Origin of the sequence: Pseudomonas sp. ANT_J12 (genome assembly GCF_008370045.1) — a bacterium.
Classification (GTDB): Bacteria; Pseudomonadota; Gammaproteobacteria; order Pseudomonadales; family Pseudomonadaceae; genus Aquipseudomonas.
This window is the reverse complement of sequence record NZ_VOBN01000008.1, coordinates 33,009-45,652: the sequence shown is the minus strand read 5'-3', so window position 1 is coordinate 45,652 and position 12,644 is coordinate 33,009. Positions and strand designations below refer to the sequence as shown.

At 60.3% G+C, this 12,644-nt stretch carries 11 protein-coding genes; 6 read left to right on the top strand and 5 right to left on the bottom strand.

All coding sequences use genetic code 11. The annotated features are described in order from the left end of the window. The first annotated feature begins 2 nt into the window (after window positions 1-2). Window positions 3-1,403 carry a hypothetical protein gene (locus FQ192_RS17985; protein ID WP_149659773.1) on the top strand — a complete coding sequence of 467 codons (1,401 nt, stop codon included), beginning with the start codon at window positions 3-5 and terminating at the stop codon, window positions 1,401-1,403. Between the two features lie 142 nt (window positions 1,404-1,545). Then, window positions 1,546-1,698 (top strand): hypothetical protein, encoded by a 153-nt coding sequence (locus FQ192_RS34060; protein ID WP_178129155.1) that lies wholly within the window; start codon window positions 1,546-1,548, stop codon window positions 1,696-1,698. 38 nt (window positions 1,699-1,736) lie between these two features. On the opposite strand, the gene FQ192_RS17975 is transcribed toward FQ192_RS34060, so the two are convergent. After that, the gene (locus FQ192_RS17975) at window positions 1,737-1,988 is read right to left on the bottom strand and encodes a DUF6555 family protein (protein WP_149659771.1); all 252 of its coding nucleotides are present in this window, start codon (window positions 1,986-1,988) and stop codon (window positions 1,737-1,739) included. A gap of 701 nt (window positions 1,989-2,689) precedes the next feature. Between FQ192_RS17975 and FQ192_RS17970 the strand changes: the two genes are divergently transcribed. Further along, window positions 2,690-4,087 (top strand): MFS transporter, encoded by a 1,398-nt coding sequence (locus FQ192_RS17970; protein ID WP_149659770.1) that lies wholly within the window; start codon window positions 2,690-2,692, stop codon window positions 4,085-4,087. Between the two features lie 285 nt (window positions 4,088-4,372). On the opposite strand, the gene FQ192_RS17965 is transcribed toward FQ192_RS17970, so the two are convergent. After that, on the bottom strand, window positions 4,373-4,693 hold the full coding sequence (locus FQ192_RS17965) for an isochorismate lyase (protein WP_149659769.1): 321 nt from the start codon (window positions 4,691-4,693) through the stop codon (window positions 4,373-4,375). Window positions 4,694-4,823: 130 nt separating this feature from the next. Here FQ192_RS17965 and FQ192_RS17960 point away from each other — a divergent pair, with 130 nt between their 5' ends. Next, the gene (locus FQ192_RS17960; RefSeq protein ID WP_178129154.1) at window positions 4,824-5,837 is read left to right on the top strand and encodes a GlxA family transcriptional regulator; all 1,014 of its coding nucleotides are present in this window, start codon (window positions 4,824-4,826) and stop codon (window positions 5,835-5,837) included. Between the two features lie 18 nt (window positions 5,838-5,855). Next, on the top strand, window positions 5,856-6,251 hold the full coding sequence (locus FQ192_RS17955) for a RidA family protein (protein ID WP_149659767.1): 396 nt from the start codon (window positions 5,856-5,858) through the stop codon (window positions 6,249-6,251). A 127-nt stretch (window positions 6,252-6,378) separates the two neighbouring features. On the opposite strand, the gene FQ192_RS17950 is transcribed toward FQ192_RS17955, so the two are convergent. Beyond that, entirely contained in the window at window positions 6,379-7,944 is a 1,566-nt protein-coding gene (locus FQ192_RS17950; protein WP_149659766.1) for a PAS domain-containing methyl-accepting chemotaxis protein, read from the bottom strand. 112 nt (window positions 7,945-8,056) lie between these two features. Continuing rightward, complete coding sequence (locus tag FQ192_RS17945; RefSeq protein ID WP_149659765.1) at window positions 8,057-10,555, bottom strand: hypothetical protein; 2,499 nt, start codon at window positions 10,553-10,555, stop codon at window positions 8,057-8,059. A 273-nt stretch (window positions 10,556-10,828) separates the two neighbouring features. On the opposite strand from FQ192_RS17945, the gene FQ192_RS17940 reads away from it, so the two are divergent. Continuing rightward, on the top strand, window positions 10,829-11,695 hold the full coding sequence (locus tag FQ192_RS17940) for a DNA/RNA non-specific endonuclease (protein ID WP_149659764.1): 867 nt from the start codon (window positions 10,829-10,831) through the stop codon (window positions 11,693-11,695). A gap of 12 nt (window positions 11,696-11,707) precedes the next feature. Here FQ192_RS17940 and FQ192_RS17935 read toward each other — a convergent pair whose 3' ends face one another. Continuing rightward, complete coding sequence (locus tag FQ192_RS17935; RefSeq protein WP_306108895.1) at window positions 11,708-12,406, bottom strand: tRNA (adenine(22)-N(1))-methyltransferase TrmK; 699 nt, start codon at window positions 12,404-12,406, stop codon at window positions 11,708-11,710. Window positions 12,407-12,644: the final 238 nt, after the last annotated feature.

Here is a 12,644-nt window from a genome sequence, read left to right as displayed (position 1 = left end):
GTATGCGTTCGCTCGTCAGTGGTGTGCTCTTTTCCATGGTCCTAGCGGCCCCGGCCGTGGCCGAACCGCTGTCGTTTGCGGTCAACGATCCGACTGGGAAATACCTGGTCGACGTGCTGTTCCCCGAGCCGCCGAGCGAACCGCGTCAACTGATGCCAGCGCTCATCACGGTGCGCGACAAAAACACCCTCCAAACCCTGCAGCAATTGCAGACCCAGGCCGGCAATGTGCCCAGGGAACGCGACGGCAAAGCCGATCCCGAGTTGCTCGGCAATGGAGGCTTGTTGTACTTCGCCGACTTCGACTCCGATGGCCATCAGGATCTGGCGATTCGCAACGGCACCCATCCCGAAAAGGACTACGAGGCGCAGTTCGACATCTATCTGCAGGACCCGCAGCAAAACCAGTGGGTCCTCAACCGTGCGCTGACCGACATGGCGAAAGGCGTCAGCGGCGGGATGTTCTCGGTCACTCCGCAGGACGGCATTCTGCATACGCAAACCGACCGGGGCTGCTGCTGGATGCGCTTTACGAAATGGAAAATGCACGACGGCGAGCTGGCGCAGCTTTCTACGTACACCCAGGAAGACGTGCCAGCGACCGAGTTTGGCGAAAACTCCAGCATGCCTGGTGGCTATATGCTGCGTACCACCGGCGAATGGAAGGACGGCCAGTGGCACGAACAACCGAGCCTGGAAGGACCGGTCAACGACGATCCACAGATGCTCGCCGGGACCCTCAATGGCAAGATCCCGGTAGAACTCTGGTACCAGCAGCAGGGCGAGGTGATCATCGGCGAAGTGCGCTACACCAAGGGCGGCAATGGCGAACCGATCAAACTGGTGGGGGGTCGGGAAGACTCCAGCGACACCCACTTCGGCCTTCTCGAATACACCGACGAGGGTCGTCAGACGGGCATCTGGCGCCTTACCCAGGAAAAGGTCAAACCCTACAACTACATCGGCACTTGGGTCAGCGGCGCCAAGGGGGACGACCGCGAACTGGCGATTCAGCTGCACTATGAACAGCGTGAACCGGAATACACCAAACTCAGCGAAGTCGAGCGCGACCAGCGCAGCGGCCATTACCAAATGCGCCGGGACTTCCTCGGGCGTGATGGCGACCTGGACTTGAACATCCTGCCCGACCGCGATGCCCAGGGCCGAGAAGTGGCGGAATTTACCGTGACCTTGAAAGACGCCGCAACCTTGAAGGACATCGCGACCGAGCATCACATCGTACCGATGGAAGCCGACAACCTGATCATCGTGCGCGAGCCGCAAGCGTCCAAACTACATGGCCCGTATCACCTCCAACTGGTGAAAAACTTTGCGGTGATCAACTACAACGCCGCGCCGGATTCCCAGGACATGCTGACGGGGATGTATCGCAAGCAGCCTTGAGCGAAAGCTCTGGCAGATCAATACAAGGATTGCTGCCTTCAAACGTGCTCTTGGCTGTTGTCGTCCCGTAGCGAGCGTCCGAAATACGCCTTGTAGGCGCGGCTGATGCTTGATGTGGATCAGCCACGGCAATGCGAACAGCATGGCCTGGAAGCTGCTGGCATCGAACCAGAACCGGCAGATCACGAGCGACGCAGGTCCCTGGGAAGCGGTGATGGTCAACGATGACGGATCGTGGGGCAGCAGCAGGGTGTCGCCCTGTTCTCTGCGAAAAGACAGCGTTCGGATCATCTGAACGGCAACCAGGTTGCCTGGACAGCGCCAGCGCCGGCCTCACGTCGATACCTGCGCCCAGTTCAACGTCGCCGATTCCTTCCACTTGACCTCGGTCAGTCCGTATTTTTCTGCCATGGGCTTGGACACGACCTTGAGCGGCGGCCGTCCGGGTTTCGGTATCGGCGCGATCCCCGCATCACAACTCGCCCAATGCCAGGCCTGGGCATTGCTCATGGTCTGCGCGCGGATGATGAAGGACTTCGTCTGTCCGTGAAGCTTGTATTCGATGATGTACAGTCCAGTCTTCATGAGGCCCCCTCCATATGCTCATAGATAAAGGAGTGGTGGCGTCAGAAAAAAATTCAAAGCATTTTCGGTCGTTGTTACTTATTGATTTCTGAAGGGAAGATTGCGGGTTTCAGGACGCGCTGGACGGTGTCCATGGCGCGAGAGTTCAATGGTAATGACCGGCGGACAGACCCTTCAGCCATGTGGAGCCTCGCGCCAATTCTCGATCCATTGATGAATATTGCAGGCTGTGAGTTCTGCTGACGTTGTCGTACAACGACATTTCCCCTTCCATCGGCCACTCGCCCATGACATTACCCTGCTGATCTCGCCTGCATCCATCGTATTCCTTGAAAATCGAATGGACTGTGTCATGACGAACGGCCATCTTTCAGATTGACAGCCGGGTATCGGCCTCGATATAAAAGGCGCAGTTGTACGACGACAGACGATAGCTCGGCTGTTGAACCCTAAAAATAAAAAAGAGTGTCGACCCCATCATGAATCCAACCTGCGTTCTCGCCTCCCCGAATGCCGCTCCCCATGGTTCGATCCTGACTGTTTGCCTTAACGCAGCCGGTCCCTCCCAAACAACCGTCCCGCCCAACGCCTCATAGCAGTGCCCAGGTCCAACTCCAGCCGCCGGGCATGGAGAGCGTGCACCTGCACTCTCACAAGGTTGTCGAGAGTTCATCACCCTAATCCAATAATAAAGTGATGCCATGAATCTGAACGAGCCCATCAATGCGCAACGTGTCGGCCAAGCCGTAGGCAAATACCGCTGGACGATCTGCGCGCTGTTGTTCTTTGCGACTACCGTCAACTACCTCGACCGCCAGGTGCTCAGCCTGCTGGCGCCGGGCCTGTCGACGGAATTTGGCTGGAGTAATACCGATTACGCCAACATTGCGTCGGTGTTCCAGTTTGTCTATGCGATTTCCATGCTGTTCGCCGGTCGTGTGGTCGACAAGATCGGCACCAAAACCGCGTTTGTAGTGGCCATCGGCATCTGGTCGACGGGCGCGATCATGCATGCGTTTGCAGTACCGATGGGCGAGGGGATCGCGGCGGTGTGCAGCGCATTCGGCCTGGCGGTCATTCCGGTTTCGATTGCCGGTTTCATGCTGTCCCGGGCAGTGCTGGCGATTGGCGAGGCGGGTAACTTCCCGATCGCGATCAAGGCCACCGCCGAATATTTCCCGAAAAAAGAACGCTCATTCGCCACCGGCATCTTCAACTCCGGTGCCAACGTCGGCGCGATCCTGGCGCCGATCTGCGTGCCGTTGATTGCTGGCCTGTGGGGCTGGGAAGCGGCGTTTATCGTCATCGGTATGCTGGGCTTCGTTTGGGTGGCGGTGTGGATCACGCTGTACCAGAAACCGGAGCAGCAAAAACGCCTGTCGGCGGCGGAACTGGCTTACATCCGCAGCGATGAACCGGTGCAAGTGATTGCCACACCGGGTGAAGTGGTCAAGAAAGTCTCTTGGTTCAAGTTGCTGACCTACCGTCAGACCTGGGCGTTTGCCTTTGGCAAGTTCATGACCGATGGCGTGTGGTGGTTCTTCCTGTTCTGGCTGCCGACCTACCTGTCGGCGCAATACGGCATGAAAGGCCCGGACATCGTGGTCCCGCTGGCCGTGCTGTACAGCATGACCATGGTCGGCAGCATCGGCGGCGGCTGGTTCCCGAGCTACTTCATGGCGCGCGGCGACAAGCCGTACGACGGTCGCATGAAAGCCATGCTGGTGATCGCGCTGTTCCCGCTGGTGGTGTTGCTGGCGCAGCCGTTCGGCTACATCAGTTTCTGGGTGCCGGTGTTGCTGATCGGTGTGGGCGCCTCGGCGCACCAGGCGTGGTCGTGCAACATCTTCACCACCGTGTCCGACATGTTTCCGCAAAAAACCGTGGCCTCGGTGGTGGGAATCGGCGGCATGGCCGGCGGTTTGGGCGGTGTGGTGATGACCAAGATCGGCGGCTGGGTGTTCGACTACTACAAATCGATCAACGACATTCACACCGGTTACATGATCATGTTCGCCATCTGCGCATTGGCTTACCTGGTGGCGTGGAGCGTGATGAAAGCGCTGGTGCCGCAGCATAAGGAAATCACCGACCTGTAAACGCAATCTCGCCACCACCTGTAGGAGCAAAGCTTGCTCGCGATGGCGTCAGGTCTGACACGCCGCGTCATCGTTTTTCGCGGGCAAGCCTCGCTCCTACAACGCAAATCAGGCCCGACACCTGTAGGAGCAAAGCTTGCTCGCGATGGCGTCGGACCTGACACACCGCGTCATCGTTCATCGCGGGCAAGCTTTGCTCCTACGGGGAAGGCGTCAGGTCTGGCATACCGCGTTATCGTTCTTCGCGGGCAAGCCTCGCTCCTACAGGTGCTTTTGACGGCCGAATCATGTCTCCGATTGATGCGCCGCCCAATGCTTCATTTCTTCGGCAATGAAGTGGTGCACCAAATCGCTGTACATCTTTTCAATGGCATCCGGGCTCAGGCCTTCGGCAGCGGCCCATTCCCGACGTGTTTCCAGCATGGCTTTGAATCGCTCCGGGGCACGTACCGAGGTCGCGGATGTCTTGAACTTCGACGCCGCCAGCACATAGTTGAAACGCCTGCCCAACAACTTGATAACGGCCTGATCGAGGGCATCGATTTCGCGTCGGATGTCCACCATGTCTGCACACTCGGCGGGCTGCATCTGATTGATAACGTCCATGTCGCCAACTCCTTTTGTTGAACTGATCAGTCACATAATGACGAAGAGGGAAGGGCTTTTTATGCGGCTGGAGGTTAGCATGGCCTTTATCAACGCACCTGTTCGCTAATAACAACGAGTGACCCAGACCTTGATCGAACGACGCCAATTCAGCGGAGGCATGAAGGGGAAAAACCTTCGCTATCTGAATGAGCAACCCAGCGAGACCAGCCAATCGGTTCGCGCCGGTTTTTTGCTGCTCGAGCATTTCTCGCTACCCGCGTTTACCCAGGCGCTGGATACGATCATCACCGCGAATCTGCTGCGACCGAAGTTGTTCACTTCCCGCACATTCGGCTTGAACGAAGGCGAGGTCGTCAGCGATCTGGGCCTGGTTATTCGGCCCGATGCCCGGTTCGACGCTGCTGCGATTCAAGACCTGGACCTGCTGGTCATCTGCGGCGGCTACCGCACCGAACTCAAAGCCAACGATGAACTGATCCACTTGCTCAAAACCGCAGCCGACCATGACGTGATGCTGGCCGGATTGTGGAACGGTGCATGGTTTCTCGGCGCCGCAGGTTTGCTCGACGGTTATCGCTGCGCCATCCACCCGGAACATCGCCCGGCATTGGCGGAAATTGCCAAGGCCGCGCAGGTCACCAGCGAGCCCTTTGTGATTGATCGCGACCGGCTCACCGCGTCCAGTCCTTCCGGCGCCTTCCACATGGCGCTGGACTGGATCAAAGGCTTGTACGACAAAGCTCTTGTCGAGGGTATCGAAGACATTCTGGCGTTCGAAGAGTCGCGCTACCGGCGGATCAAACCGACGGAAAACATCTGCGTGAGCGCGCCGTTGCGTGAGGTGGTGAAGCTGATGGATGCCAACCTCGAAGAGCCGTTGGAGCTGGAGCAACTGGCGGTGTACGCCGGCCGTTCCCGCCGCCAACTGGAGCGGCTGTTCAAGGAACAACTGGGCACCACGCCGCAACGCTATTACATGGAACTGCGCATCACCGAAGCGCGGCGTTTGCTGCAACACACCGAACTGTCCCAGGTCGACGTGCTGGTGGCCTGCGGTTTTGTGTCGCCGAGTCATTTCAGCAAATGCTACAGCTCGTACTTTGGCTACCGACCTTCCAAGGAAAAGCGGCTGGTCAAATAACCTACCGGAGACCCAGCAATGTCTGAGCGTGAAATCATCATTCCCGAGGCCATGCGCCCCATCGTCGAACGCGCGGGTTACGCCCCGGCGGTCAAGGTCGGCGACACGTTGTTCTGCGCCGGCCAAGTGGGGCGCACGCCTGACTTGCAAGTAATCGAGGATCCCGAGCAGCAGTTCATCAGCGCCTGGGAAAACCTCGCGCAAGTGCTGGAGGCGGGCGGGTGCACGTTTGAGGATGTGGTGGACATGACCACTTACCACGTGGACATGTCCAGGCATATGGCGGTGTTTCGGGACGTGAAAAATCGGATGTTCCCCAAAGGACACTGCGCCTGGACGTGCATCGGCGTCAGCGAGTTGGCCCATCCGGGGTTGTTGGTGGAGATCAAGTGCGTGGCGGTGCGGCGCAAATGAGCGAAGCATCGAGAGACTAATAGCCTGCCAAGGACGTCATGGCTTTAAGTTAAGGAAAGGGTACGGCGAACATAAAACCTGTGGCGAGGGAGCTCCCTCGCCACAATTCCAGTGTTGGCCTAAAGAACTACCGGTTAAACCGCTCAACCAGCGAATACTGGGTTTTAGCGGTCTGAGTCAGTTCCTTACTCAATTCAGCCGAATGCCTGGCCTGTTCCGACGTTTGATCCGCCAGCGTCGCGATGGTGGTGATGTTGCGACTGATTTCCTCGGCCACCGCTGTTTGCTCTTCCGTCGCGGCGGCGATCTGGGTGGTCATGTCGGTGATGTTCGCCACGGCTTCACTGATACCGACCAGCGCCTTGTCGGCCTCCAGCACCCACGCCACGCCTTCTTCGGCCTGTCGGTGGCCGCTTTCCATGGTCTTCACCGCGTTGTTCGACGAAACCTGCAGCTTGGAAATCAGACTATGGATCTGCGTCGTGGACTCTGTCGTGCGTTGTGCCAACTGACGCACTTCATCGGCGACGACGGCGAAGCCTCGACCCATGTCACCCGCACGTGCGGCTTCGATGGCGGCGTTCAGTGCCAGCAGGTTGGTTTGATCGGCGATGCCTTTGATCACGTCGACCACCGTGCCGATTTCATTGCTGTCCTTGGCCAGTTGCGCGACCGTCAGCCCGGTCTCACCGACCACCACCGAGAGGCGCTGAATGGCTTCGCGGGTATCACGGGCCACATCGCGGCCACGCCCGGTCAGCACATTGGCTTCCTGGGTGGCGTCGGCGGTGCGTTGTACATGGCTGGCGACTTCTTGTGTGGTGGCGGCCATTTGATTGACCGCTGTCGACACCTGTTCGGTCTCGACGCGTTGGCGGTCCAGCCCACGAGCGCTGTCAGCGGCCAGGCCATCGGATCGGCCAGCCAGGCTGGTCAGTTGCTCAGCGGTATCTTGCAGCCGGGTGAGGCAGGTCTTGAGCCGCGATGCCTGGCTGACAAATGCCGTTTCGAGGCGTGCCTGAGGGCCGCGTTCATCGCTGTACATTTTGGCCAGCACCGCATCGGAGGTGGAGGCTTCAGCCATCGCCAGCAGATGCAACGCCCCACGATTTTGGCGACTCGACACCCAGAGCCCGAGCGGCACTGAAACCCCGACCGCGAGGATGATCGCCTCCGTCATGCCGAGGTACACGCCACCCAGCGCACCCACCAGGCCCATGGTCACCACCGGAAGCCAGGCGAATACGGCAGGCTGCCATTGATCACTGGCCGGGACGGCGGACTTGCCGAGGTTGATCCGTTTGTAGAGCGCTTCGGCGCGACGGATCTGTTCGGCGGTCGGCTTGACCCGGACCGACTCATAACCCACGACCTGGCTGCCTTCGAAAACCGGCGTGACGTAGGCGTTGACCCAGTAGTGGTCGCCGTTTTTCGAGCGATTCTTGACGATGCCCATCCATGGCTTGCCCTGCTTCAGCGCGCCCCACATATGGGCAAAGATCGCCGACGGTACATCGGGGTGACGCACAATGTTTTGCGGGGCGCCGATCAGGTCTGTCTTGTTGAAACCGCTGATCTCGACGAAGGCGTCATTGCAGTACGTGATGACGCCTCGTGCATCCGTGGTGGAGATGAGTTTTTGTTGAGGTCCAAGGGCAACCTCGCGCTGCGTAACTGGTTGATTGTTTCTCATCTGTATTGCTCCAATGCCCTAAGTTAGAGGCATCGGCTGCAATCGGCGAAAGGTTAACGCGTCAACCGGAAAGAACCTGCTGCGCGTCGGAAATAACATGACGCTAGCCATTTCATTGGCTGGAACCTGCCTGCCGCCAATCACTCAACGCCGACGCATCCAAGGCACGCCACGCGTCAGCCTCCGCCAGTTGATCTTCCGTCAGCCAGAGTCCCGCGTACGGGCACAGGGCTTCGGCGGGGAGTGCCAGCAGATCGCTCAACTTCATCACGTTGATCGAGCCTCGGTCTTTGTCATCCTCGGCTTCCCAGTCGCGCTGGAATAGCCGCACCTTCAAGACCTCCGCTTTAAAACTTTCAAACTGCGGACGGTTGTGCAACCGCTGTGTCGATTGCCTCAGGGTTCGCGCCTGGACATCCAGCAGCAGAACCTGCCATGCCAGTCGACCGTCGTGGTCGTCGTCGGCGTCGGTGTGCAGGCGAGTCAGGGCCAGATAACGGGCGTCTTCGGACCAGATCATCGAGGGCGCGAGATGGCTGATGGCGCAACCGGAGGCCGTCAGCAAATGCCCGCCCAGGCGTGGGCTCTGGACGCGCAGCCAGCTGTCGGCGTATTCGGTTTCACAGCCGAACAGCCAGGCGGCATCCTTGTCCGTCGGTGCGGGCTGGATGAAGTTGCCATCGGCGGTGGCAGACTGTGGCTGATTGACCAGACGCCAGTCGGGGAGGGCGGTCAGGCCTTGCGGGGTGACATTCAGCTCGCACCACTCATAGTAAAGTCGCGAGTCCGGTCGATGCTCACAGAAGGCTGCGCCTTCGTCCGCCGGAGGAGGCGATTGGTCGAAGCGCTGCAACGGCGTGCTTTGCGAATCCTGATCGAGGCGACCGCGAATCACCGCCACGCTGAGTGTCGGTCCACGGAAGTCCAACACCCGGGCGACCATCAGCGCGGGGCTGTTCAGCAACCGGCGTTCCTGGGCGTCGGCCACCACCACATGACCGGCAGTGGCGGGGGGCTGGGTGAACGGGATCAAGGCGATGTAGCGTCCGGTGTCGCACACCCGATGATCGAGTTGCCAAACCCCCGGCAAATCCCAGTCGCCAATCCGACAGCCATAGCCGCCGAGGCCCAGGCCGTTGTCTTGCTGCCAACTGAATTGAGCGCGGGTTTTACCGCTCAAGGGCGCGGACTCGACCTTCGTCGCGCCACGCTGTCCATCACCCGCCAGCGGCACAGCTAACTGCACGCGAGTCAGTTGTCGCTCCGCGACTTGCATCCGGCCGTTCGGCGCGTGGCCCACCTGCGTCTCACAGTCACTGTGAATGCTGTACAAGCCGTAACCATAACGACCGTGATCAGGCTGCGGGTAGTCGAAGTAGGACGACAACCGCAGGCAGTGGTCGTCCAGTTCCAGCGGTTCGCTCCAGCCCAGGGAGGGTTCGTTGTCAGCGGGTATCCACGGGCAGGGCAGTGCTTGCCAGCCTCGGTCCACGTGCCAGAGCCAGTAATCGAGGGCTTGCTCGGCACCCATCCGCGCATGGCACGCGAACGAGCGACTATCGGGATGCCAGATGATGGCGGTGTCGGCCATGATCAGCAGCGACGTGAGCTCGCCGTTGAGACTCACGCGGTATTGCGGGTACCTCAGCGGGTCGCAGGGTTGCGGCAAGTCGCGCAGACTGGCGGGCACGGCCGCACTCGCGTCCAGACGTTGCTGGCCATCGGGGGACGTATGGTGGAGCGTTTCGCGCGCCAGGTTGTGTTGCCAGGTTCCCGGTTCTAGCCAGAGGTCGGCCACCGGCACCAGGCTGATCCGCTCAGCCGTGGCCAGCAGTTGCTCCAGGCTGATCGCCCGCCCGCCGTTGTCGACCAAAGGGCTGTAACGCCCAGTCAGGGTGCCGTCGTTAAAGGCATCCAGTTCCCAGAATTCATCGCAGGCACATTGGTAGAGCACACGCTCCTGCCGATCCAGAATCACCAAACCCCAGGCCTGGCGCGAGGGCAAAGGCGCGGCGAAGTAACGCCCGTCATTGGAAAAACGCGCCGACGACCCAAGACTCTGGAGCAGCACGCCATCGGGGAACAGGTAATCGCACAGGACGGGGCCGCCCATGGCGATTTCGCTGTAGTTGAACACGCGGATGGGCTCACCCTCGGGTGTCTGTTGAGGCTCGCCGCCGCCCCAGGCACTGGCGCCGCCGCAAGACTGGCCCGACGCCAGGGGTGTCGACCTGGCCTTCGCCTTTGTCGGCTCGGCAAAGCCCAAACGTCGCTCCAGATGACTGACACAGGCCAGCCCGGCAAACATCACCACGGCGGCTCCCGCGATGTCCCAGTACGCCGGCAACGCCCGGCCCAGGTTAAAGCCCAGGCCGATGGCGGCGGAGGTCATGAACCGGGCAAGCCCTCGGCCGGCGCGTAGCCAACCCGCCCACGACGCCAGCCACATCAGGGCCGCACACGCCAGCACGACACCGAGGGCCCACAACAACGGGATGACTGTCACGAGGAAAATCGGGATCAGCAGCACGGCGAGTTGCCACAGCAGATCGAGCAATAATCGCGGCAGGCTTTTTTCGTCAGCAGATTGTTCGGAAGAGTGGGGCACCATTACCTCGATAACAGATGGGCGATTTCAAAGGGCTACTGGGTGTCGTTAGGACGATGGAACGCGCAGATAGAATGTAAAAGTGCCCAGCACTAAAGTGATTTATCACGGTCCATAAACCCCCACGACCGTCAGTGGTCATACTGCGCATCGGTATTTTGATCAAGGAAAGTGAACGCATGCTCCCCGCACTATAATCCGCCACCGCCGCCACTTGGTTCCGTCAACGGAACTCGCCTTGTGTTTGCCCCTCAATCCCATTCGAAGAATTAAAGCATGCACCTACGCAAAATTGCAGTTGGGCTGTCGGCCCTTGTTTTGCTCTCCACCGGCGCCGAAGCGCGCAGTCTGCTGGATCTGCTCAAGCCGCAAACCCAGCATCAAACGTCGCACTCGGGCTCGATCAACCAGAACGCCGCCCTGGACCTCTATTCGAACAAACAGAAACAGCCCTCGTTTGACGGTTGCGCAGACCTGTTCCCGGCCGCGAAGCCGATCAGCACCGCCACCGTGCCTGCCACCATGAAACCGATGGTCCTGTGTTCCGACAACTTCGCGGTGCTGTACTCGCAAACCAGCCGCACGCCGCTGTTAGTGGTCGAACGCCTGAATGCCGCCCAGTTACGGGACGCCAAAGGCGAGGAACGCACCAATCAGTTTTACCCGGACCCACGCATTCCCAAGAGTGGGCGCGCCGAGTTGAGCGACTACCGCAGCCAGCATCCGGCTGTGGACCGTGGGCATCAATCTCCGGCCGCCGATGCACCGAGTCCGAATGCCATGGCCCAGTCCTTCGCGTTGTCGAACATGGTGCCACAGGACCCCACCAACAACCGGAAGATCTGGAGCAAGGTCGAGGCGGATGTGCGCAAGTTTGCCAAGCGCGCCGATGGCAATTTGTTCGTCTTCACCGGCCCGCTGTTTGACGACGGCCACGGCACCATCGGCGCCAACAAGGTCTGGGTGCCGACGCGCCTGTTCAAGCTGGTATACGACACCTCGTCCCAGCGGGCCTGGGCCTACGTGCTGCCCAACGCTGAAACCCGCATCCAGAAACCGATGGACTACGACACCTTCGTGAAAAGCACCGGGCTCAAATTGCTCGGGAGTCTACCGGTGAGCGGTTCCGTCGGGCGCTCTTGATCGCCTGATGCACTACGCCCCGAGCAGCTCGGTGATCCACCGGGCCTGCCGGGCGATCTCTTGCAGTTTCTCCTCGGGCACGGCCTGCCGCGCCCGGGCGAAGTTGTCCAGGGTCTTATGCTTCTCTCGCAGTATGCGCTGCCACTTGGCCAGGAACGCCGGGCTGCGCGCCTGCATTTGCAGCGGTCCGAAGTACAGCTGCTCGTCGCTGTACATCACCGGCCCGGCGCGCTCGGCGACGATGATTTCGTAGTAGAAGCGGTTCTCCCGCAGCAACTCCTCGCAGAAGATGCGGTAGCCGTTGTCCATCAGCCATTGGCGCAGCGGCTGCTCGCCGCCGTTGGGTTGCAGGATCAGGCGCTCCTGGCCGTTCAGGCGCGCCTTGCCGTGGTCGAGGATGTCGCGGATCGTCTCGCCGCCCATGCCGCAGATGCTGACCGCCGTGATCCCGTCTTCCGGCTCGATCGCCGCCAGGCCACTGGCCAGGCGCACGCTGATCTGTTGTTCCAGGCCGCTCTCGCGCACCGTGCGTTCGGCCGAGCGGAACGGCGTCAATGCCACCTCGCCGGCCACCGCCGCCACGATGGCGCCACGGCGCATCAACGCCACTGGCAGGTAGCCGTGATCCGAGCCGATGTCGGCCAGGCGCGCGCCGGCGGGCACATGTGCCGCCACGCGCTCCAGGCGCATGGACAATGTCTGTTCGTTCAACTGCAACCCCTTTTCACCACGAACGCCCGGCACCTTTGGCCGGATCGGGGCGCGACTCTGGCGAGCAACGCCGTGCATGTCAAATCCCAGCGACCGCTACTTGGGCTTGAGGCCGTGCCTTGGTTGGCACTAAAGCGATAAAGCTATTGAAAAAAACGGCCATAAGCTTTAAACGGGAAGATCACTGGCGCAGTGCTAGCAAACAATAATTAAGTATCGCCAGTTTCTGGCTCAGGGA

Coding starts and splice junctions, on each gene's coding strand:
- FQ192_RS17985 (WP_149659773.1), top strand. CDS start 3: ATGCGTTCGCTCGTCAGTGGTGTGCTCTTTTCCATGGTCCTAGCGGCC.
- FQ192_RS34060 (WP_178129155.1), top strand. CDS start 1,546: ATGGCCTGGAAGCTGCTGGCATCGAACCAGAACCGGCAGATCACGAGC.
- FQ192_RS17975 (WP_149659771.1), bottom strand. CDS start 1,988: ATGAAGACTGGACTGTACATCATCGAATACAAGCTTCACGGACAGACG.
- FQ192_RS17970 (WP_149659770.1), top strand. CDS start 2,690: ATGAATCTGAACGAGCCCATCAATGCGCAACGTGTCGGCCAAGCCGTA.
- FQ192_RS17965 (WP_149659769.1), bottom strand. CDS start 4,693: ATGGACGTTATCAATCAGATGCAGCCCGCCGAGTGTGCAGACATGGTG.
- FQ192_RS17955 (WP_149659767.1), top strand. CDS start 5,856: ATGTCTGAGCGTGAAATCATCATTCCCGAGGCCATGCGCCCCATCGTC.
- FQ192_RS17950 (WP_149659766.1), bottom strand. CDS start 7,944: ATGAGAAACAATCAACCAGTTACGCAGCGCGAGGTTGCCCTTGGACCT.
- FQ192_RS17945 (WP_149659765.1), bottom strand. CDS start 10,555: ATGGTGCCCCACTCTTCCGAACAATCTGCTGACGAAAAAAGCCTGCCG.
- FQ192_RS17940 (WP_149659764.1), top strand. CDS start 10,829: ATGCACCTACGCAAAATTGCAGTTGGGCTGTCGGCCCTTGTTTTGCTC.